Raw genomic sequence first — 20,141 nt, forward strand, 5'->3', positions numbered from 1 at the left:
AATGTTCGGCTATTGGGATGCCCTCTACTTCGTCCTCGTTTTCATCGTTGGCCTAATCCTTGCCTACCTCCTCGACCTTTGGGCGAGGAAGAGAGGAATGGGAACCAGGGAAACGGGAGATGGAACAAAGATATTCATCAGCGGTGAGGACCCGGAAAAGGTTATCCCGGGCTTTGAGCATCTTGAGGGCTACTATACAGGAAAGAACGTCATGTGGGGCCTAACTTACGCCCTAAAGCGCTTCTTTACGGTACTCAAGGCCGACCATACGGGTCTCCTCACAGACTACGTGAGCTACCTCGTCATAGTCACGGCCTTCGTCATGGGAGTTCTCCTAATCTGGGGGTGAACATGGATGAAGCAGACCTATGAGGTTCGCTCTCACTTCCCGCCCGAAGGGCGGACTAAACGCGCGAACAGTGAAAACAGAGCCGGTAGAGGTTACCCCAACTGGAAAAAAGACCGTTTTAAGTATGAAAATGCTTTTCCGCGATCCGTCAAGGACGTTCGAACGATAGTGAGAACGGCGCTTGCGGAGCAAAGGGCTCTGGGGGTGAGAGAGTGAGCATAAAAGTTCCTGCTAAAAGTAGTTCAAACTCATCGGAACGCGAGAGGCTTGAGAAGAGAATCGCCCAGCTGTGCCGTTACATAGGCAAATCCCCCTGGGTTTTCCACGTTAACACCGGCTCGTGCAACGGCTGTGATATAGAGATTATAGCGGCTTTAACGCCCCGCTACGATGCCGAGCGCTTCGGTGTAAAGCTCGTTGGCAGTCCGAGGCACGCTGATATACTCCTCGTCACCGGGCCGGTAACCAACCAGAGCCTTGAGAGGCTTAAACTGGTCTACGAGCAAACACCGGAGCCAAAGATAGTCATAGCCGTCGGCTCATGTCCCACCGGTGGAAGCGTCTTCTATGAAAGTCCATTCACCAACGCACCTCTTGATAACGTCATTCCGGTTGACGTTTACGTCCCCGGCTGTCCCCCGAGACCAGAGGCGATACTCCACGGGGTCGTTTTGGCACTGGAGAAGCTGGCTAAAATCCTGAAGGGCAATGCCCCGGAGGTGAGTGAGAAATGAATGATAATCCCGCTAACGAGGTAAGTGGAGTTAAAGAACCCACCAAGGCAGAAAAGGTTGCGAGGGCCATAGCGGAGCGCTTTCCAGAGGCGGAAGTTCAGGTAAAGACCAACAAGTGGGGAAGACAGCGGGTCTGGGTGAGGATTCCCAGGGAAAAGTACCGCGAGCTGATGAGATTCATCAAAGAACTCGACGGCGAGGCCCACTACTCGATAGGCATCGAGCAGGACTGGGGAGATGAGCTGGGCTTCCTCAGTCACGTTGTGATTTACTACGACGATTCACCGGCGGTTTCCCTGCTCGTTGATGTACATGCGCCGAAGGACGACCCGGTAATTCCGGACATCAGCGAGGTCTTTCCGATAGCCCTCCAGTTTGAGAGAGAAGGAATGGAGATGGTCGGCATAGACTTTGAAAACGCTCCAGACAAGAGGAGGCTCTTTTTACCGGACGACTTCCCGGAGGGAATCTATCCTCTCCGCTTAGACGACAAGGGTGTTCCAGAGGAGATGGTTCACAACGCGGGGCACCCTTACTATCTGAAGGGAGGTGCGAAGAAATGACCAAAGTCGAGTACTGGGTGAAGATACCCTTCGGTCCCATTCACCCTGGTTTGGAGGAGCCCGAGAAGTTCATACTCACCCTTGACGGCGAGAGGATAGTTGACGTTGACGTCAAGCTCGGTTACAACCTTCGTGGAATCCAGTGGATAGCTCTCAGGAGGAACTACGTCCAGATAATGTATCTGGCAGAGAGAATGTGTGGAATCTGCAGTTTTTCGCACAACCACACCTACACGAGGGCCGTTGAAGAGGCGGGAGGAATAGAGGTCCCGGAGAGGGCCGAGTATATTCGAGTCATCATCGGCGAGCTGGAGAGAATCCACTCGCACCTCCTCAACCTCGGTGTTCTGGCTCATGACATAGGCTACGACACACTGCTCCACCTTACATGGCTGGCCAGAGAAAAGGTAATGGACACGCTTGAAGCGGTTGCAGGAAACCGCGTCAACTACTCGATGGTGACCATTGGGGGCGTCAGGAGGGACATAGACGAGAAGCGGAAGAGAATAATCCTCGACATGATAAAATACTACAAGGAAGTCTTTCCACAGATAGAGGATGCGTTTCTCCACGACCCGACGATAGAAGCACGTTTCAGGGATACCGCAATAATAAGCAAGCGCGTCGCGATAGAGCAAGGAGCAGTGGGTCCAACGGGAAGGGGAAGCGGAATCAGGGACGACGCGAGATGGAGTGAAAGGCTCGGCGTTTATCCTGACCTCGGAATAAAGCCGGTTATGCCCCAGGACGTTACAGGAGAGAGGCCGAGGGGCGATGTGTTCGACAGAATGGCGGTTAGGATAGGCGAGCTGTGGCAGAGCTTAGAACTCATCGAGAATGCCCTCGATGCTATGCCGGACGGGAAGATAAAGACCTTTCCCAAGGACAACATACTCGTTGCCAAGCTGAAGCTCCTCGTTGATGGCGAGGGAATAGGCAGGTATGAAGCCCCAAGGGGAGAGCTAGTCCACTACGTCCGCGGAAAGAAGGGTAGCGACAAGCCACTTCGCTGGAAACCAAGGGAGCCGACCTTCCCCAACCTCTTCGCGGTGGCTGAAGGAGTTAAAGGCGACCAGGTAGCTGATTTTGTGGTCGCTGTGGCATCAATAGACCCCTGCCTGAGCTGTACCGACAGAGTCGCGGTGATACAGAACGGCAAGAAGAGAATCTTAACCGAGAAGGACCTCCTCAAGGAATCCATCAGGAAGACGCGCGAGATAAACCCCGATATCAAAGGCGACCCCACTCCAATAGGAGCGAGCTGTTCGAGGTGATGAATATGGACGTTGTAGGAGAAATCGTTTATCCAATCGCGGGTTTGCTCGGGCTTTATGGCTTCGTCTCACTCGCATCGCTCCTCTGGGAGGGAATAGACAGGAAGCTTGTGGCCAGAATGCAGAGGCGCGTTGGTCCACCGCTGATACAGCCATTCTACGACTTCCTCAAGCTCCTCAGCAAGGAAACAATAATACCCAACACGGCCAACTACATGTTTAGACTTGCACCCGTTATGGCCCTAGCTACGGCTATAGCGCTCTTAGCTTACACTCCGATGGGCTTTACGCCTATTTTAGCGAGCAAGGGCGACGTTATAGTCTTCATATACCTTCTGGCACTCATAAGCTTCTTCAAGATAGTCGGAGCAATAAGCTCCGGCAATCCGTACGCGAAGATAGGAGCGGCCAGGGAAGCGACGATAATGGTGTCTAGGGAGCCGGCTATGATGCTGGCAATCTTCGCCATAATGTGGCGCCTCGGGAAGCTCGGCGTTCCAAAGCCCTTCAGCATGGGAATCTTTTACGTCCACAACATCTGGGAGATTGGAACTCCAATGAGCTTCGTTGGGGCGATAATACTGCTCTACGTCTTCTGCGTCTGGCTGGCGAGTGAGATTGAGGTCGGGTTCTTCAACATACCCGATGCCGAGGAAGAGATAGCCGAGGGGCTTTTGGTTGAATACAGCGGGAGGTACTTGGCTCTACTCAAGCTGACGAAAGCACTAAAGGCCTACATTGCCGCTTCCCTCGTCGTGGCGATATTCTTCCCTTGGGGGATAGCTGGCTATTTCAATCTCACCGGCCTCTCGGCGGATATAGTGAACCTGCTATTCCACACGCTCAAGGTCTTTGTACTCCTATTCGTCGTCGAGAGCGTCTTTAGAGCGGTGACGGGAAGGCTGAAGATAACTCAAGCTGTGGACTTCCTCTGGAAGAACGTCTTCCTCGCTTCCCTCATAGGGTCACTCCTCATAGCGATGGAGGTGATAATGTGAGGGCGCCAATCCTCGTCCCAACGGTGCTCAGGAACCTCGTCAGGAAGCCCGCGACCAACCTCTTTCCAAAGACAGAACCTGTGCCCGTTCCAGAGAACTTCAGGGGGCAGTTGAAGTACAACGTTGACAAGTGCGTCGGTTGTAGAATGTGCGTTACCGTCTGTCCGGCTGGAGTCTTCGTCTATTTACCGGACATCAGGAAAGTGGCCCTATGGACGGCGAGATGCGTTTACTGTGGGCAATGCGTTGACGTCTGCCCGACCGGAGCGCTCCAGATGAGCAGGGACTTCCTCCTGGCGAGCTACGACAACCACGACGACAAGTTCATCCCTCTGAAGGAGGAAAAAATCGAGGAGATAAGGAAGAAGCTCGAGGAAAAGAAGAAGGCCAAGGAGAAGGCCAAAGCTGAGAAAAACACAGCTAAAAAAGGGTCTTAGATTTTCTCTTTACTTTAATTCCAATTAATTGTTCCCCTTCCAAGGATTTTGCCTGTTCTTTCGGAGAACGCCACAACTTTATTGCGTCCGATTTGAGTGAAAACGATAACACACTCACCGTATTTAAAAAGCTCTCCAGCCACGAGCTCATCGTCGATAAAAAGGACAAGGGTTAAGGAGAGGGAGCTCATTCTCCTCCCCCGCTTCCACCGACCACGACGTTGTCCTCCGCGGGTGTAGCCTTTATGATAAGCTTTCCGCCGACGTCCCTTATCTCCATTACAACCTCGGAAACTCCTTTTCCTGCACCGCCTCCAAAGGCCTCGGCCATCTTCCCGAGGACCTCGTCGGCTATTTCAACGTTCATGTTTGCAACGAGTTTCGCCATGAAATCACCTCCTCACGATCTTTTCAATGTTCATATAATGTTCATAATATTTAAGTTTTTTGGTAAATATCGTTTGTTCAGTTTAAACTGAACAATATGTCCAACCGAAAAGATTAAAACGATTGGAACAGTATTTGGAAATATGGAGAGTGAAGAAAGCCCAAAGTTCTACGTTGAAAAGATCCTCGAAAGCTTTGGCTATCCTCCCGCCCCCGCCAGGATATATGCCCAGTTGCTCTTTTCAGAAAAGCCGAAGACGATAACAGAGCTGGCGAGAGAAACAGGACTTGGAAAATCAACGGTTTCCACTGCTTTAAGGTTGCTCGAACACGATGGCCTCGTTTACTCAACAAAGGTTGGAAAGAAAAAGCTCTACCACGCACGGAGCGCATTTAACAGACTCCTAATGTTCCCGGAGAGGATACTGAAGGAGTATGTGGTTCCATTGAGAAAACTACTCGAGCAAACCCCTAATAAAAACGAAAAAATCCTCAAAGACGTTAGGGAGTTTGAAGAACTTGCTAAGGCCATACTAAAACTTCTGGAAGATTTTTCAAAATCTTGAATTTACTCCACGTCCCACTTTTATTTTTCACAGATCAAAAACGAGTTCTTTAAGGCTACCCAAAGATAAGAACGCCGAGGATTTAGTTTATTCTTCAAATTCTGGAAGGGTGAAAATTTAAAGGTCTACAGTCAGCTCTTGAGTTTATTTCTCCAAGAGTCTCCTCAGAGCTTCGTAATGACCCCTCTCGATGTCTGCCAAGCGGAGATAGATTTCCTTAACCTCTTCCCTGCTACATTCCTCGGCAAGTTTTCTATAGATAGTCTCGGCGAGTTTTTCGGCCTCCATCGCGTTTTGCAGAACGTCGGGCAGATCCTCCACTTTCCAGAACTTTCCGAGGACATGGGTAGCCTCAAGGCTAGCGACGTTGACATCAACGAGCTCATCGCCGTACTGCTCACGATATATTTCGTAGAGCTCATCGCCGTGCCTCTTGGACTCATCACCCAACCTTCTGAACGTCTGGACGACCTCCTCGGGGAGTCCGAGTTCTTTGGCCCTCTCGGCAAGCCTCCAATAGGTCTCAGCTTCCTCGTATTCACCCTTGATCCAGTAACTCAAAAGCTCCCTTTCGGTAAGGTTTCTAATTTGTTCAATTAGCTCAACCACCATATCAACCACCCAGCTTTTCGTATTCCCTCTTGAGGGCCTCGTAATGGCCCCTTTCAACGTCGGCAAGCGTGAGATAGAGTTTCTTGAGTCTTTCATCCTCAACCTTCTCGGCGAGTGCCTTGTAAGCGTTCATCGCTATAAGCTCGCTCTCCATGGCCGTTTCAATAACTTCTCTAACCTGGTCGGCCCTCTCAAGCTTCGTCAAAACAGGAAGAACCTCAAGAGGGGGAATATCAGTGGACGGTTCCCTCCCAAAGGACGTCCTAAACTCCTTGGTGAGTTCTTTTGCATGCTTCTCAGAATCCCGTGAAAGCTTCTCAAAGGTTTCGACAAGGCTCTCGGGAAGGCCAAGGTTTCTGGCGCGTTCGGCAAGCTGGCAGTAGAATTCCGCCTCTTCCCGCTCGCTCGCTATCCAGTAAGCCAACGCCTCCTCGTAGTTCAGCCTCTTCAGTTGCTCGATGATTTCCTCGACTTCGAGCATATTAACCCCCAATTCGGTTTGCCGGTTCACCTAATTAAGCTTTCCTCGCTAATCAACAACCTCAAACCTGAGAACTTCGTTTCTTCTCAGGACTCCAATCCCAGCCCTTTTACCAAGGACCTCCACTAGAACCAGGTAATCGGGCTCACCGAGGTTCACCTTCAGGCCGTAGCGCTCCACCAAAAGCGAACCGAGCTCGACCTCAAGTTTTCTCTGTGAGAGCCCCCTGTTTCCCCTAACCTTTGCCCGGACGGCGAACGTTCCGTCTATTCTCTTGCCCAGCTCGAGTACGGCTTTTTCAATCTCCTCAGGCTTTGCGGGCACGAGTTCATCAAGGGGAACCACCCTCTGAATCGCCTGGGTTTCAAAGTTTCTAAGTCTATCAAGGGCTTCCTCCTTTGAGAGGGGCGTTTCGGCCAGGAGAACTCCCCTCCAGTCGGTCCCCTTAACGCGGACCTTTTCCAGGGCCCACTCAAGTTCGAGTATCGCGTCCCCCTCTCTTCCAGGTCGTGTTGTCACGAGGAGAATCATTTCCGCTCACCGATGAACAGGTTTTTATATCAAAAGGCCTTAAACAATTCGGTGGGTGAAATGGAGGGTCTTAAGCTTTACCAGTCATACGAGGTTTACGGTCTGTCCGCGAATCCCTTTGAACAGCTCGCCAGCGAGGGAATAAGCGATGTCGAGAGCATTCACGTCTATCAGGAAGTTGACATGCGCCTGCAGATGATAGTTTCCGAGGTAATCGGGAACAAAAGCTCGATAGCGCTGAGCATAGTCGGACCCCTAGGGATGGGCAAAACCCAGAGGCTCAAGAGCCTCGCAAAGGCCATCGAAGAGAACCGGGGAAAGGCAATATACGTGAAGGTCGACACGAACGATATACTCAAGCTCACAAGGGACATCTTCTATGCCCTGAAACCCCCGAAGAGCAGGACGAACATCTTCCTCGAAAACCTCTCGCGAAAACTCGGCTTCATAGACAGACTTGAGAAAATGCTCAGCGACACCAAGGAGTATAAGAGCAGGGACATAGCGGAGCTTTTGGTCGAGCAGATGAGCAAATACCCCTACTGCGCCCTTCTCCTTGACGAGCTTGAGAACATGCAGAGCGCGAGGGAGCACGAGAAGATTCAGTTCTTTGAGATGCTGAGGCACTTCATAAGCACGATGCCGAAGGGCTGTATAGTGGCCTTCGCCTGCATTCCCGAGGCCTATGAGGAATACACCAAGATTTTCCCGGCCTTCTTCATGCGCCTCCACTACGAGTTCAAGTTGAGGCCGATGAGTTTAGATGAGACCTTTGAGCTCGTAAAGAAGAGGCTAAACCGCGTTCGCATAAGGGACACCGACGACCCGCTGTATCCGTTCACTGAGGAAGCGATAAGGCTCATTCACCAGCTCGGCAAGGGAAACCCGAGGCAGATACTTCGCTTGCTCCACTACGTCCTGAGCGAGTCGGCGAAACACAAGTTCGACCCCATTGACGACTACGTGGTGACGACAATCCTTGAGGAGCCCAAGAGCCTTGAGGAGTACCTCACAAGGATTCCAAAGGAGTACAAGGATTTGGTTGAGGCCATCGTTTTTGAGTTCAACGGCGGGCCCGTGAGCTACATTCAGGTGGCCAAAGCCGTCAAAAAGCCCGGAATGCAGGTTTACGAGAGTTTAAACGAGCTGATAAGGCTCGGCTTTCTCGTCGGGGACCCCAAGGGCAACTACAAGGTTCCAGACTACGTGAGGAAGTTTTTAGAGGAAGGCGAAGCCGAGAAGCTGAAGGGTGAGTGAGTTGCCGAACTACGATGTTCATGTGCTCAGCGGAATAGTGACCTATCCCCTGGCCGTGCTCATAGGCGAGCTACTCAGGGTGTACGCCAAGCTACCCCTCGAACCAACGGCGATGGCACTCGTCATAGGTTATCCCTTTTATGTCCTCGGGAGCGATTTACCAGACATGGACCATCCAGATGCCCTGATACACAGGGGAACGAAACCCATAGTAAGCGTCGCGGTCGGAAGCGCCGTCTTCCTCTGGAGCAGGGAGCTCATAAACCTGAACCCGGCGTGGCTCAATCCCGTCGTTTCGTGGACCCTGGGGGCAATAGCCGGTCTAATCGCCTGGTACCTGTTCACCGCGATAATGCCGAGGCACAGGGGGATTGTTCACTCACTGCTCTTCGCGGGAATCTACGGCCTGCTCGCCTTTCTCCTTGTAGAGTACGGTTTCAGGCTCAGCACGGGCGAGGGCCTCTTCGTAGGTTTGAGCGCGTTCCTTGGATATACCCTCCACCTAATCCTCGACCGCTCGGTCAAGCTCGTATGACCTGCCCAATTCTACCCATTTTTGTGGAACAAGCCTTTTAAATAGGCAACGTTAGGAAAGCCTGGAGGTGAGGGAAATGTTCAGCCTCGGAGGATTTTCACGCGGTGGCGAGTATGAAAAGAAACTCTGGGACGTTCTCATCATTGGAGCAGGACCGGCTGGCTTCACTGCGGCGATATACGCGGCGCGCTTCGGGTTAGAAACGCTGATTATCAGCAAGGACCTGGGCGGAAACATGGCGTTAACCGACCTCATCGAGAACTACCCCGGCTTCCCCGAGGGAATCAGCGGTTCGGAGCTGACCAACAGGATGCACGAGCACGTGAAAAGGCTGGGCGTGGATATAGTCTTTGACGAGGTCGAGAGGATTGACCCGGCCGAGTGCGCCTACTACGAGGGCCCGTGCAAGTTCACGGTTAAAACCAAGAACGGCAAGGAGTACCGCGGGAAGACGATTATCATAGCGGTCGGGGCCTCACCGAGGAAGCTCAAGGTTCCCGGAGAGGAGGAGCTGACCGGAAAGGGCGTTTCATACTGTGCCACCTGCGACGGCCCGCTCTTCAAGGGCAAGAAGGTCATCGTCGTTGGAGGAGGTAACACCGCCCTTCAGGAGGCGCTCTATCTGAAGAGCATAGGGGTCGATGTGACCCTCGTTCACAGGAGGCAGAAGTTCAGGGCCGACAAGATACTCCAGGACAGGTTCAAGGAGAGCGGGATTCCGGCCATACTCGACACGGTGGTTACTGAGATAATCGGGAAGGACAGGGTTGAAGCCGTCAAATTGAAGAACGTCAAGACAGGCGAGGAGTGGGAGATGAAAGTTGACGGCGTCTTCATCTTCATCGGCTACGAGCCGAAGACGGACTTCGTCAAACACCTCGGCATAACCGACGACTACGGCTACATCCCCGTTGACATGCACATGCGCACCAAGGTTCCGGGAATATTTGCGGCCGGAGACATAACCAACGTCTTCAAGCAGATAGCTGTGGCTGTCGGCCAGGGAGCTATCGCTGCAAACTCCGCCAAGGAGTTCCTCGAAAAGTGGGCGGAGAAGAACGGGGAGTGATTAGTATTTCTTTAGCCTCTTCTTTAGTTCTTCTTCCGTTAGGTGGACGATTTTGCTGGAATCCCCGAGTACATAGGGCTCGCGGGGTTTGATTGAAACAGAGTTATTCCATTAGATGCCTGAGGAATGTTAGATTAAATCGAGGGTATTACTCCCTGTTAGTGTAATTGTCAGGACAGCAATCAAAAAGAGGAAATGTTTCCTCTTCCAGCACGTCTCCGCCATCATGTTCATCGTCCTCAAACAGGAGGCTCTTGTCCAGAGTTAAGGACACCAGAAAAATCATCAGAATTCCCCACGGCAAAACCTTCAGAAACAGCCACAGGCCATCCAAAAGGCTTTCTTCCTCAAGGAGAGACTCAACAACTGTCCCAAAGAACAGACCCACAAAGGTCGTTACTGCGAAAGTCTTGCCGAACTCCTTGCCGTTCCGGGTTTTCACCACGCAACCACCGAAGTAGTGCACTAATATGAGTTTATTAACCTTGCCCCTTCTATCTTCCCAGAACCTTCAGGGTTCAGCCTTCACCGAAAATTCTCGAAAAACTTTCGGTCAAAGATGTTCATTATTGAGCATAGGGTTATATAGTCGGACGTTGAGCTTCGGCCGGTGATTCACATGGTGATAAGGCCAAACGTTAAGGAACTTCCCGGACCAAAGGCGAAGGAGATTATCGAGAGGAACTTCAAGTATCTAGCAACCACAACCCAAGACCCAGAGAACCTGCCCATAGTCATCGAGCGCGGTGAAGGGATAAGGGTCTACGACGTTGACGGGAACGTTTTTTATGACTTCGCGAGCGGTGTCGGTGTTATAAACGTCGGACACTCCCACCCGCGCGTGGTTGAGGCAATAAAGAAGCAGGCCGAGAAGTTCACCCACTACTCCCTGACGGACTTCTTCTACGAGAACGCTGTCGTTCTGGCCGAAAAGCTCATAGAGCTCGCCCCCGGAGACATGGAGAGGAAAGTGGTCTACAGCAACAGCGGTGCCGAGGCAAATGAAGCGGCTATGAAGCTCGTCAAGTACGGAACAGGTAGAAAGCAGTTTTTAGCGTTTTACCACGCCTTCCACGGAAGGACACAGGCGGTGCTTAGCCTCACAGCGAGCAAGTGGGTCCAGCAGGACAGGTTCTTCCCGACGATGCCGGGAGTTACCCACATCCCGTATCCGAACCCCTACAGGAACACCTGGGGAATCGACGGTTATGAAGAACCCGACGAGCTGACTAACCGCGTTCTGGACTTCATCGAGGAGTACGTCTTCAGGCACGTCCCACCGCACGAGATTGGCGCGATATTCTTCGAGCCGATACAGGGTGAAGGTGGCTACGTTGTCCCGCCGAAGGGCTTCTTCAAGGCCCTCAAGAAGTTCGCCGATGAGTATGGAATTCTTTTAGCGGACGACGAGGTTCAGATGGGTGTCGGAAGAACCGGTAAGTTCTGGGCCATCGAGCACTTTGGCGTTGAGCCGGACCTCATACAGTTCGGTAAGGCCATAGGCGGTGGACTTCCTTTGGCTGGAGTTATCCACAGGAAAGACATAACCTTCGACAAGCCCGGAAGGCACGCCACGACCTTCGGAGGTAACCCAGTTGCCATAGCCGCTGGAATCGAGGTCGTCGAGATAGTCAAGGAACTCCTCCCGCACGTCCAAGAGGTTGGGGACTACCTCCACAAGTACCTTGAGGAGCTTAAGGAGAAGTACGAGGTCATCGGCGATGCCCGCGGATTGGGACTTGCCCAGGCCGTTGAAATCGTCAAGAGCAAGGAAACCAAGGAGAAGTATCCAGAACTGAGGGATAGAATTATCAAGGAGTCAGCCAAGCGCGGATTGGTTCTCCTCGGATGTGGAGACAACAGTATACGCTTTATACCGCCACTCATCGTGACGAAAGAAGAGATAGACGTCGCTATGGAGATATTCGAAGAGGCCCTCAAGGCTTCCCTCAAGTGAGGTTTTTAACCCCTTCTCCCATTTTTACTCCGGTGGTTGAATGAAACCGATGCTCGCGGAACTTTCAAGGTTTGTACCTCATACTATCGCGATTGCATTGATCATTTTTGTGGCATATCTCTGGAAGAACAGAAAAAAACTCAGAATCCTCGATGTTATTGCAGTAACTGGAATTTCAACTGCCCTTGTCGCAGTAGCAACAGTAGCGATAACAACACCCGTTCCGTCAACGGGTGGATATCTTAACTTGGGCGATACGATGGTAATGTTTGTCTCTATGCTCTTCGGGCCAGTCGTTGGGGCGTTTGCAGGTGGGATAGGTTCAGCCTTAGGAGACGTAATCTCCGGGCACCCCAGCTGGGCGCCGATAACCCTTGTGGTCAAGGGAATTGAAGGATTGACCGTCGGCTATCTCGCCAAAAGGCTCGAAGGAACACCGGGTCTCGTGGTTGCCGGAACCATAGGTGGAATCTTAATGGTCTCAGGCTACTTCTTCTTTGAATACTACGCCTTCGGTTTCACGAACGCCTATGCAGAACTCCCGGGAAACCTCGTTCAGGCCGTCACGGGGATAATAGTGGGAACGGGACTAGCGAAGCTCATAAAGAAGATGTATCCAGGAATAGAAAACCTCATCTAGATTTCCAATTTCTCTATTTCTTCCCAGACACTCTTTTCCTCGAGGAAGGGCTCTACTGAGATTCTGCGGGAGGCCTTTTTCATCTGACCCAGATAGGTCGAATCCGCTATGACAGCATCGTAGCCAAGTTCCTCAATGCGGTAAATCTTAAGCCCGAGCTGGGCTATAAAGTCTCTCGCATGCTCTATGAACCCCGGGCCGGCGAGCATTATGTCGGGGTTCATTCCATCTCCCTTTAACTCCTCTATGGCCCTGAGAATTACCTCCCTAACCTCTTTCATTTGGGGGCACCTTCCACAATCTTTACACCGCTGGAAGTCCCAATCCTGGTTGCACCGGCCTCAATCATGGCCAGAGCCTGCTCATAGGTCCTTATTCCCCCGGCGGCTTTGACGCCCATCTCCTCACCGACGACCTTCCTCATCAGCCTGACGTCCTCCACAGTTGCACCGCCGGTGCCGAAGCCAGTTGATGTCTTTACGAAGTCGGCTCCAGCTTCTTTAGCCAGCTCGCAGGCCTTGACCTTCTCCTCCTCGGTCAAATAGCAGGTCTCGATGATAACCTTGACCTTCGCTCCCTTCTCGTGGGCGACCTTTACAACCTCCGCTATGTCCCTCTTAACGTAGTCATAGTCCCTATCCTTAAGGGCACCTATGTTGATGACCATGTCGAGTTCATCGGCACCGTCCTCAAGGGCCCTCTTGGCTTCAAAGACTTTAACTTCCGTTGGCGTTGCCCCAAGGGGGAAACCTATGACGCTGGCGACCTTAACGTCGGCCTTTTTCTCGCGCAGGTAGTCTTTGGCGAGCTTGACGCGATAGGGATTTACACAGACGGCATAGAAGTTATACTTTATCGCCTCATCGCAGAGCTTGATTATGTCCTCCTTTGTGGCGTAGGGCTTCAGGTTTGTGTGATCAATGTAGCGCGCAATCTCTCGGGCGTTCATCACAACCACCTAACGCTAGATAGATAAGAAGAGATATTTAGCGTTTTCTCCCCCAGAAGAAGCAGAGAACGGGAAGAACTCTCAAGGACGCCCATTCAACTTTCTAAGAACGTTCACAAGACGCATCTCAACACTAGGCTCGCCCAAATCGGGCTTAACTTCTCCCCGCGCTATGGCGTCAAGAACCTCAACCGCGTTATCCCAGCCCTCTTCAAGTGTTTTCCCCTTCGGAATCGGATTCCTCAGCACGTGCCACCTGCCGGTTTCCTCCGCGTAAACGAGAACCCTCGGGATGTAGTCTATGTCAAGGAACGTGTTGTCGAGACTCAGTTCGATTCTCAGGCCGTCCAGCTCGATGTAACCCTCCTCGCGGAGCTTCCTTTTCCAGTCCATGGAAGGGCCTTCCCTTGGCAGTTTAAAAGCCCATCGCCAAGTTTATATTTGAGGAAAAAGAATATCACCCGAGGTGATTAGCATGGAGAACCCGTTCGAGATTACAGCCGTTATAGCTAGGGAAATCCTCGACAGCAGGGGAAACCCCACCGTTGAGGTTGAGGTCTACACGCCGGTTAGCATGGGGCGAGCAGCGGTTCCGAGTGGAGCTTCAACTGGAACCCACGAAGCGGTGGAGCTCCGCGACGGTGGAAAGCGCTACCACGGAAAGGGCGTTAGAAGGGCAGTGGAAAACGTCAACAAGATTATTGCCCCCGAGATTATAGGCATGGACGTCACGTGGCAGAGGGACATTGATACCCTCATGATAGAGCTCGACGGAACCGAGAACAAGAGCAACCTCGGAGCAAACGCTATCCTAGGCGTTTCCTTAGCGGTCGCAAGGGCAGCAGCGAACGCTTTGGGTTTACCACTCTACCAGTACATCGGAGGGACCAACGCCTACATCATGCCGGTTCCGATGAGCAACGTCATCAACGGTGGTGTTCACGCGGGCAACGAGCTCGACTTCCAGGAATTCATGATAATGCCCGTCGGAGCCAAGAGCTTCCGCGAGGGCATAAGGTGGGTGAGCGAGACCTACCACACCCTCAAGAAGGTTATAGCTGAGAAATACGGAAAGAACGCCGTCAACGTTGGCGACGAGGGTGGCTTTGCCCCACCGCTCAAAGAGCCAAGCGAAGCTCTGGATTTGCTCACGGAGGCCATAGAGGAGACCGGCTACAAGGTCGGCGACGAGATTGCCTTTGCCCTTGACCCGGCTTCCAGCGAGTTCTTTGACGAAAAGCTCGGCAAGTACGTTGTTGCGGGTAGAGAATACGACAGGGGAGAGCTCCTCGAGCTCTACAGGGAGCTTGTATCGAACTACCCGATAGTTTCCATTGAAGACCCGTTCCACGAAGAGGACTGGGAGGGCTTCGTCGAGATAACCAGGGAGCTCGGAAAGAAAATACAGATAGTCGGCGATGACATATTCGTCACGAACCCGAAGAGGATAAGGAAGGGCATAGAGCTCGGAGCGGCCAACGCTCTCCTGCTCAAGGTCAACCAGATTGGAACGCTGAGTGAGGCCATAGATGCCGCCTACACCGCCTTCAGGGCCGGCTATGGAGTTGTGGTTTCCCACCGCTCTGGAGAGACCGACGACACCTTCATAGCGGACCTTGCCGTTGCGCTCAACACGGGCCAGATAAAGACCGGCGCTCCCGCCAGGATGGACAGGAACGCGAAGTACAACCAGCTTATAAGGATTGAGGAGGAGCTTGAGGGAATCGCCCACTACCCGGGCAAGAAGTTCCGCAACCCCTTCCTCTGATTCTCCAAATCCGTCCAGTTGGGTTTTTAATTCCCTTTTTCTAATTTCCAGCGGGTGAAGGGATGAAAAAGCTCAAAATCTACATCCCAGGCATAAAATTCCCCTCAATCTCAGCTACGGGCAACGTCTGCGCCCTGAACTGCGCCCACTGCGGGAGGCATTACCTGGAAGGCATGAGGAAGCCCAGAAAGGGGGGGCTCGTTGACTTCTGCCTCGACCTTGAGCGCTCTGGAGGAGTGGGCTGTCTGCTGAGCGGGGGAATGGACGCTCGCCTAAAGGTGCCCCTCGACTTCTATGCCGATGAGATAAAGGAGATAAAGGAGAGAACAAATCTGAAGCTCAACGCTCACGTTGGTTTTATTGACGAGAACGATTTGGAGTGGCTCAGGTGGGTTGACGTGGTTTCCCTCGACTTCGTTGGCGATAACGAAGTGATAAGGCGCGTTTACAAGATAGACAAGACGGTGGAGGATTACCTCAAAATCCTCGACATGCTCACTGAAAACGGTATCAGGGTAGCGCCACACATAACGATAGGCCTCGACTTCGGGAGAATCCACTGGGAGTACAAAGCCATAGACATGCTCGTTGAATACCCCATAGACGTCCTCGTTCTGGACGTTCTTATTCCAACGAAAGGAACCGAGATGGAGAACGTTCTAAAACCTTCAGTGGAGGAAAGCCTGAAGGTTGTCGAATACGCGCGCGGGCGCTTTGACGGGGAGCTGAGCATAGGTTGCATGCGCCCGCTCGGAAGGTGGCGGTTGGAATTCGACAGGGGAGCTGTTCTGACGGGCGTTGACAGGCTGACGAACCCGCCGAGAAGAGTTATAGAATGGGCAAAGAAAATCAGGGACGTTGAGATAATTTACGAGTGCTGTGTGATGTAGGGGCTCATCCATCCTCGCGTCATCATAAAATCAGAAAGGAGAACGCCAATCATCGCCCTCAGAGTTCCTCCTTGACCGTAACGAAGGACACCATGGTAACCGTCTGTCCTATGCCCTTTATTTCCCTGAGCTTGTCAACGACTATTTTACCGACTTCCTCTGAACTGGGGGCGCGGACTTTTATCAGCAAATCCCACTCACCGGCTATTATGTGAACCTCGTAGACACCCTCGAGAGACGCTATCCTTTCCGCAACTTCTCTCTGGCTCAGCCCCGCATCAGGGTCGTATCTGGCCAGTATGAAGGCCGTCGTTCCGAGGTTAAGCTTCTTGTAGTTCGGCTTAACCGTGAACTTCTCGATTATCCCTTCCTCGAGAAGACGCTTAATCCTGTAGTGGACAGTCGTCCTCGGAATGCCGAGCTTCTTGCTGAGGCTCGCTATGTTCTCCCTCGCGTTTTCCTTCAGCTCTTTCAAGAGCTTCATGTCAATTGCATCGAGGTTACCCGCCATCGCGACCCCCTTCGTCATCTATTCAACTGTATTTGCATATGGTTGATTGGATTGCTTATTTAAAGGTTTTCCCTTAACCATTGGGCAAAAGCCTCAAGGGCCCTTCCGCGGTGGGAGATTCTGTTCTTCTCCTCGGTTGTCATTTCGGCAAAGGTCTTATCGAATCCATGAGGCTTGAACACTGGGTCGAAGCCGAAACCAAACTTCCCCCTCGGCTCGGTCGTTATTTCCCCTTCAACCCTTCCGGTGAAGAGGTGTAGTTCGCCATCCCAGTAGGCTATGACGCTCTTGAAGTGGGCTCTTCTGTTTGTTTCTCCCTCAAGGAGCTTGAGAATCCCCTGATAACCCAGTGTCCTGTAGACGTAAGCCGAGTAGACACCGGGGAAACCGTTAAGGGGCTCAACGAACAGGCCTGAATCGTCGAGAAAGAAAGGCTCCTTAATTCTCTCCGCCAGCCACATCACTCCGTATTCCGCAACTTCCTCAAGCGTATCCGCCTGTATCTCTGGATACTCAAAGCGGAGCTGGTAGACCTCAATCCCGAGGGGTTCGAGATACTTCCTGGCCTCTTCGACCTTGCCCGGGTTAGAAGTCACAAACGCCAGCCTCATACAACCACCTGAGAAGAGGGGAAAAGAAAGGTTAAAAGTTTAGTCAATGGTGTAGCCGATTTTCTCGACGAGCTCCCTCCTCTCTTTCCTCTGCTCCTCGGTCTCAATCTTGTTGGCAGCTTTACCATCAACGATTCCAAGGACGCTCCTGCCGAGGTCGGTCTCGGCCACTATGACCTGGAATGGGTTCTCGCTGGCGCCGTAGACCATCGCCACGGCCGGGTGGTTCTTAACGGTGTTGAGGACGTTAATCGGGAAGGCGTTCTTCATGAGGATTACGAAGACGTGACCGGCACCAATCTTAACCGCGTTCTTTGCCGCGAGCTCTTCAAGCTCCTTGTCGTTGCCCGTAAAGCGGGTCAGCTGGGGTTTCGCCTCGTTCATCGCTATACCGAACTTTATTCCCGGAACAGCCGTGAGAAGGGCCCTCGCCAGGTCATCAACCGTGAATATCGAGAAGTTACCCTGTCCGATTATGACTTCAACCCCCTCGGGTTTTTCGATGTCAACTACCTCAATCTTCACCATTGCCATCACCGGAAGAATTTTAATACTCCAGCGATATAACTTTTTCCGCTCCGGTGGTGCCGATAATGGGCGGTGTGAAGGAGGATGAAATTGAGTTCCTCGTTGAAATTCTAAGCAAGTATCCCCTCGAAAGCCTCAGAAAGATAGCGTCAGCTGAGGGGTTGGATTATTACAGGTTGAAAAGAATTTACGACAAGTATTATGGCAAGTATCTCGTGGTGAGCGCAACCTACAACGTAAGGCTTCTCGGCCTGAAGAGCTTCGTTGGTTTCCTGAGCGTTCCGGCGGATAGACTCCTTGAGGTTGCAAGCAGGATGACAAAAAACCCCTTCATCGGTTACGTTAATCCGGCCTTTGGCTTTAAAAATGGCCTGTCCATAATATTCTACGTCCCCAAGGAGCAGGTGAAGGATATAGACGAAATGCTCTCCAAATATTCCGACGACTTCGAATACTACGAGGTCTGGGCATATCCGCCCCCTGAGAAGCCGAAGAAGTGGGGTTCCTGGGAACTGAGTTACGACTACGCGATTCTTATGGACATTCTCAAGTGGGACGCGAGAACGCCGATGAAAAAGATAGCGGAGAGCTTGGGAAAAACCAGACCAACGATACGGTACATGATAAACAGACTCCGGGAAAAGAAAATCCTTGTCGGCTTCTTCCCCCTCGTTGATATGAACATCCACGACAGAGGGGTTATCGGTATAACGAGCGAGCTAAGAGAGGAAGTCCTTGAGAAGTTCAGGGAACACGAAATCTCCGCCGGTTATCTTCCGGGCAGGGGGTATCTCCTCGAATGGTTTTTCTCCTCTAAAGAGGATATGGGAGAAAAGGTTCTCGAGTTCAGCGCCTACGTTGAGAAACTGCTCATCGAGTACTTTGAGCCGACTTTCAAGGAGTTAAACGACAAAAACAAGAGGACGGCCTTTCAGAGGATGGTAAAGAAAGATGGAAGTGGATACCGCTCAATCCTTGAGTTCTAAGGTAGCATAGGACAGTATTCCATTCCGTCTATTTCGCCCGTTGCCTGATACTCAAGCGCCCTGCAGTCGTGGCAGATGTACTTGAAGGGGCACGTGGAACAGGCCGGTATCTTGTCTTTTGTCATCTTCCAGAAGGCCCTCAACCGTTTCTTTCTGATGGCCTCCTTAAGGGTCATTTTGGTGAGGTCGCCAACGACGTAGTTCCTCAGGAGGGGACATGGCAGGACGTAGCCCTCAACCGTAACGGCAACCGTTCCGGAGAGACAGTCATGGTAACGCTCTGTGCTCGGGTTGTAAATCCTGCGGAGTTCAATGACGTTGAAGTCCAGCTTTCTGACAGAGCCAGGGAAGAGAACATCAACGTAAACTTCCCCGTTAAAGTTGCCGAGGAGGGCTTCGTTCATCTCTTCATGCCTGACCGTTAGAAGTGCACCGTGGAGCCAGGGATAGGCCGAGAGTTCATCCAAAGTGTGCTCCGGATAGCTGAGCTCCGCTATGAACTTGACCCCCTCAACAGGAGTAATCTTATCGAGGTCATCGATAAGAACAACCGCATAAACCTCAGGAAAATCAAGCTCGCTCGCAAACACAGCGAGTGCAAGGAGTGTCTCAACGTTGTCGTAGTTTGTCAGCCAGAGTTCTTTACCCCCGAGCTTCCTGAACTCGAGGATTACCTCCTTCATTCTCTCAATGCTCATCGGCTCCCTTCGGAGAATGAACCTGTTGTTGCCGATGCAACCTATCGAACGGGGTATTCCTTCGACCTCCGAGAACTTTCCCCTGCCACTTCCAATCTGAAATATAAGGCGCTCAAGTTTACCGTTGTGTATTTTTACCGACCACGGCGGTTTTGAAACGCTTACAACCGTCCTTCCCGGAAAGGCCTGGGGAGTTGGAACAACGTGAACTGCCTTCTCCATCATTGCCCACCGTAGAAATGGTCGTAAAAGCCATATTTATACTTTTTCTATTCGGATTTTGCTAACCACTGTATTTAGTATGCAAAAAACGAAAAATTCAGACCGGAACCTGCTTGTCACCCTCTATCCAGAAGGTCCCCTCGGTGGTAACTTCCTTTTTCCAGACCGGAACCCTCTTCTTTACCTCATCCAAAGCCCACGAGCATGCCTCGAAGGCCTCCTTTCTGTGCTTCGCGCTGGCAACTATGAGAATAGTGTCCTCACCAACGGGTAACTCGCCGTAGCGGTGCCATATGAGCATGTCGAGGATTGAAAACCGCTTAAGGGCCTCTTCCCTGATGCGCTCCATCTCCTTTTCAGCCATCTCGGGATAGGCCTCGTAGATGAGCTTTTGAACCCTTTTTCCGTGGCTCTCGTTCCTGACCTGGCCGAGGAAAACCACATAGGCGCCACTCTCGGGGACACGGAGAAATTTTATGGCCTCATCAACGCTGAAGGCTTCCTTAGTAAGTCTGACCTTCACCGAAACCACCACCTAAACATCACCCGGAAGGTTTAAAGTTTTCATCCCCCGAGCGGAAAAGGGTG

At 51.9% G+C, this 20,141-nt stretch carries 29 protein-coding genes; 15 read left to right on the forward strand and 14 right to left on the reverse strand.

The genetic code is table 11. The features are described from left to right. The first annotated feature begins 1 nt into the window (after window position 1). From MVG27_RS01425 to MVG27_RS01450, 6 genes are all read left to right on the forward strand, one after another. Entirely contained in the window at window positions 2-349 is a 348-nt protein-coding gene (locus tag MVG27_RS01425; protein ID WP_297467287.1) for a hydrogenase, read from the forward strand. A 212-nt stretch (window positions 350-561) separates the two neighbouring features. After that, the gene (locus MVG27_RS01430) at window positions 562-1,083 is read left to right on the forward strand and encodes an NADH-quinone oxidoreductase subunit B family protein (protein ID WP_297555983.1); all 522 of its coding nucleotides are present in this window, start codon (window positions 562-564) and stop codon (window positions 1,081-1,083) included. Beyond that, window positions 1,080-1,646 carry an NADH-quinone oxidoreductase subunit C gene (locus MVG27_RS01435; RefSeq protein ID WP_297548170.1) on the forward strand — a complete coding sequence of 189 codons (567 nt, stop codon included), beginning with the start codon at window positions 1,080-1,082 and terminating at the stop codon, window positions 1,644-1,646. Before MVG27_RS01430 ends, MVG27_RS01435 begins: the two co-directional genes overlap by 4 nt. Then, the gene (locus tag MVG27_RS01440; RefSeq protein WP_297548168.1) at window positions 1,643-2,920 is read left to right on the forward strand and encodes a nickel-dependent hydrogenase large subunit; all 1,278 of its coding nucleotides are present in this window, start codon (window positions 1,643-1,645) and stop codon (window positions 2,918-2,920) included. The genes MVG27_RS01435 and MVG27_RS01440 overlap by 4 nt, the downstream gene beginning before the upstream one ends. A gap of 5 nt (window positions 2,921-2,925) precedes the next feature. Next, a complete protein-coding gene (locus tag MVG27_RS01445) occupies window positions 2,926-3,918 on the forward strand; it encodes a respiratory chain complex I subunit 1 family protein (RefSeq protein ID WP_297548165.1) in 993 nt (330 codons plus the stop codon). Then, a complete protein-coding gene (locus MVG27_RS01450; protein WP_297548163.1) occupies window positions 3,915-4,355 on the forward strand; it encodes a 4Fe-4S dicluster domain-containing protein in 441 nt (146 codons plus the stop codon). The genes MVG27_RS01445 and MVG27_RS01450 overlap by 4 nt, the downstream gene beginning before the upstream one ends. A 14-nt stretch (window positions 4,356-4,369) precedes the next feature. Here the strand turns inward: MVG27_RS01450 and MVG27_RS01455 are convergent, their stop codons facing one another. Both MVG27_RS01455 and MVG27_RS01460 read right to left on the reverse strand, forming a co-directional pair. After that, window positions 4,370-4,546: a hypothetical protein gene (locus MVG27_RS01455; RefSeq protein ID WP_297548161.1), complete on the reverse strand. Its 177-nt coding sequence runs from the start codon at window positions 4,544-4,546 to the stop codon at window positions 4,370-4,372. Then, complete coding sequence (locus MVG27_RS01460; RefSeq protein ID WP_297548159.1) at window positions 4,543-4,743, reverse strand: hypothetical protein; 201 nt, start codon at window positions 4,741-4,743, stop codon at window positions 4,543-4,545. The genes MVG27_RS01455 and MVG27_RS01460 overlap by 4 nt, the downstream gene beginning before the upstream one ends. A 142-nt stretch (window positions 4,744-4,885) precedes the next feature. On the opposite strand from MVG27_RS01460, the gene MVG27_RS01465 reads away from it, so the two are divergent. Further along, window positions 4,886-5,308: a helix-turn-helix domain-containing protein gene (locus MVG27_RS01465; protein ID WP_297548157.1), complete on the forward strand. Its 423-nt coding sequence runs from the start codon at window positions 4,886-4,888 to the stop codon at window positions 5,306-5,308. 144 nt (window positions 5,309-5,452) lie between these two features. Here MVG27_RS01465 and MVG27_RS01470 read toward each other — a convergent pair whose 3' ends face one another. The 3 genes from MVG27_RS01470 to MVG27_RS01480 are packed head-to-tail and all read right to left on the reverse strand — an operon-like array spanning window position 5,453 to window position 6,932. Beyond that, complete coding sequence (locus MVG27_RS01470) at window positions 5,453-5,920, reverse strand: ferritin family protein (protein WP_297548155.1); 468 nt, start codon at window positions 5,918-5,920, stop codon at window positions 5,453-5,455. Between the two features lies 1 nt (window position 5,921). Beyond that, entirely contained in the window at window positions 5,922-6,401 is a 480-nt protein-coding gene (locus MVG27_RS01475; RefSeq protein WP_297548153.1) for a ferritin family protein, read from the reverse strand. Window positions 6,402-6,449: 48 nt separating this feature from the next. Next, on the reverse strand, window positions 6,450-6,932 hold the full coding sequence (locus tag MVG27_RS01480; RefSeq protein WP_297548151.1) for a THUMP domain-containing protein: 483 nt from the start codon (window positions 6,930-6,932) through the stop codon (window positions 6,450-6,452). 60 nt (window positions 6,933-6,992) lie between these two features. On the opposite strand from MVG27_RS01480, the gene MVG27_RS01485 reads away from it, so the two are divergent. The 3 genes from MVG27_RS01485 (at window position 6,993) to trxB (ending at window position 9,793) form a co-directional block, all read left to right on the forward strand. Further along, on the forward strand, window positions 6,993-8,189 hold the full coding sequence (locus MVG27_RS01485) for an ATP-binding protein (protein ID WP_297548179.1): 1,197 nt from the start codon (window positions 6,993-6,995) through the stop codon (window positions 8,187-8,189). 1 nt (window position 8,190) lies between these two features. Then, window positions 8,191-8,724: a metal-dependent hydrolase gene (locus tag MVG27_RS01490; RefSeq protein WP_297548150.1), complete on the forward strand. Its 534-nt coding sequence runs from the start codon at window positions 8,191-8,193 to the stop codon at window positions 8,722-8,724. A 76-nt stretch (window positions 8,725-8,800) separates the two neighbouring features. Next, window positions 8,801-9,793, forward strand: a complete 993-nt coding sequence (trxB, locus tag MVG27_RS01495) for a thioredoxin-disulfide reductase (protein ID WP_297548177.1) — start codon at window positions 8,801-8,803, stop codon at window positions 9,791-9,793. Window positions 9,794-9,941: 148 nt separating this feature from the next. Here the strand turns inward: trxB and MVG27_RS01500 are convergent, their stop codons facing one another. Then, window positions 9,942-10,238, reverse strand: coding sequence for a hypothetical protein (locus MVG27_RS01500; protein WP_297548149.1), 297 nt, complete (start codon window positions 10,236-10,238; stop codon window positions 9,942-9,944). A gap of 174 nt (window positions 10,239-10,412) precedes the next feature. Between MVG27_RS01500 and MVG27_RS01505 the strand changes: the two genes are divergently transcribed. Beyond that, window positions 10,413-11,750, forward strand: a complete 1,338-nt coding sequence (locus MVG27_RS01505) for an ornithine aminotransferase (protein ID WP_297548175.1) — start codon at window positions 10,413-10,415, stop codon at window positions 11,748-11,750. Window positions 11,751-11,790: 40 nt separating this feature from the next. After that, window positions 11,791-12,390 (forward strand): ECF transporter S component, encoded by a 600-nt coding sequence (locus tag MVG27_RS01510; protein ID WP_297548148.1) that lies wholly within the window; start codon window positions 11,791-11,793, stop codon window positions 12,388-12,390. On the opposite strand, the gene MVG27_RS01515 is transcribed toward MVG27_RS01510, so the two are convergent. The 3 genes from MVG27_RS01515 to MVG27_RS01525 form a co-directional block, all read right to left on the reverse strand. Beyond that, the gene (locus tag MVG27_RS01515) at window positions 12,387-12,671 is read right to left on the reverse strand and encodes a family 4B encapsulin nanocompartment shell protein (protein ID WP_297548147.1); all 285 of its coding nucleotides are present in this window, start codon (window positions 12,669-12,671) and stop codon (window positions 12,387-12,389) included. The two genes, MVG27_RS01510 and MVG27_RS01515, sit on opposite strands and share 4 nt — an antisense overlap. Then, on the reverse strand, window positions 12,668-13,339 hold the full coding sequence (gene deoC, locus MVG27_RS01520) for a deoxyribose-phosphate aldolase (protein WP_297548146.1): 672 nt from the start codon (window positions 13,337-13,339) through the stop codon (window positions 12,668-12,670). Before deoC ends, MVG27_RS01515 begins: the two co-directional genes overlap by 4 nt. Before the next feature lie 81 nt (window positions 13,340-13,420). Then, entirely contained in the window at window positions 13,421-13,732 is a 312-nt protein-coding gene (locus MVG27_RS01525) for a hypothetical protein (RefSeq protein ID WP_297548145.1), read from the reverse strand. An 82-nt stretch (window positions 13,733-13,814) separates the two neighbouring features. On the opposite strand from MVG27_RS01525, the gene eno reads away from it, so the two are divergent. Both eno and MVG27_RS01535 read left to right on the forward strand, forming a co-directional pair. Then, window positions 13,815-15,107 (forward strand): phosphopyruvate hydratase, encoded by a 1,293-nt coding sequence (eno, locus tag MVG27_RS01530; RefSeq protein ID WP_297548144.1) that lies wholly within the window; start codon window positions 13,815-13,817, stop codon window positions 15,105-15,107. Window positions 15,108-15,169: 62 nt separating this feature from the next. Beyond that, window positions 15,170-15,997 carry a radical SAM protein gene (locus MVG27_RS01535; protein ID WP_297555986.1) on the forward strand — a complete coding sequence of 276 codons (828 nt, stop codon included), beginning with the start codon at window positions 15,170-15,172 and terminating at the stop codon, window positions 15,995-15,997. 58 nt (window positions 15,998-16,055) lie between these two features. Here MVG27_RS01535 and MVG27_RS01540 read toward each other — a convergent pair whose 3' ends face one another. Genes MVG27_RS01540 through MVG27_RS01550 form a run of 3 tightly spaced genes read right to left on the reverse strand, consistent with a single transcriptional unit; the run spans window position 16,056 to window position 17,647 of the window. Beyond that, window positions 16,056-16,508 carry an Lrp/AsnC family transcriptional regulator gene (locus MVG27_RS01540; RefSeq protein WP_297548174.1) on the reverse strand — a complete coding sequence of 151 codons (453 nt, stop codon included), beginning with the start codon at window positions 16,506-16,508 and terminating at the stop codon, window positions 16,056-16,058. A gap of 59 nt (window positions 16,509-16,567) precedes the next feature. Further along, a complete protein-coding gene (locus tag MVG27_RS01545) occupies window positions 16,568-17,119 on the reverse strand; it encodes an XTP/dITP diphosphatase (protein WP_297548142.1) in 552 nt (183 codons plus the stop codon). 39 nt (window positions 17,120-17,158) lie between these two features. Next, window positions 17,159-17,647, reverse strand: coding sequence for an adenosine-specific kinase (locus MVG27_RS01550; protein ID WP_297062205.1), 489 nt, complete (start codon window positions 17,645-17,647; stop codon window positions 17,159-17,161). Between the two features lie 65 nt (window positions 17,648-17,712). On the opposite strand from MVG27_RS01550, the gene MVG27_RS01555 reads away from it, so the two are divergent. Beyond that, window positions 17,713-18,633: an Lrp/AsnC family transcriptional regulator gene (locus MVG27_RS01555; RefSeq protein WP_297548172.1), complete on the forward strand. Its 921-nt coding sequence runs from the start codon at window positions 17,713-17,715 to the stop codon at window positions 18,631-18,633. On the opposite strand, the gene MVG27_RS01560 is transcribed toward MVG27_RS01555, so the two are convergent. Then, window positions 18,630-19,553 carry an SPASM domain-containing protein gene (locus MVG27_RS01560; RefSeq protein WP_297555989.1) on the reverse strand — a complete coding sequence of 308 codons (924 nt, stop codon included), beginning with the start codon at window positions 19,551-19,553 and terminating at the stop codon, window positions 18,630-18,632. The genes MVG27_RS01555 and MVG27_RS01560 overlap by 4 nt on opposite strands. Window positions 19,554-19,650: 97 nt before the next feature. Beyond that, a complete protein-coding gene (locus tag MVG27_RS01565; protein WP_297547957.1) occupies window positions 19,651-20,076 on the reverse strand; it encodes a molybdenum cofactor biosynthesis protein MoaE in 426 nt (141 codons plus the stop codon). Window positions 20,077-20,141 lie beyond the last annotated feature (65 nt).

The organism is Thermococcus sp. (assembly GCF_027011145.1).
In the GTDB taxonomy this organism is placed as follows: Archaea; Methanobacteriota_B; Thermococci; order Thermococcales; family Thermococcaceae; genus Thermococcus.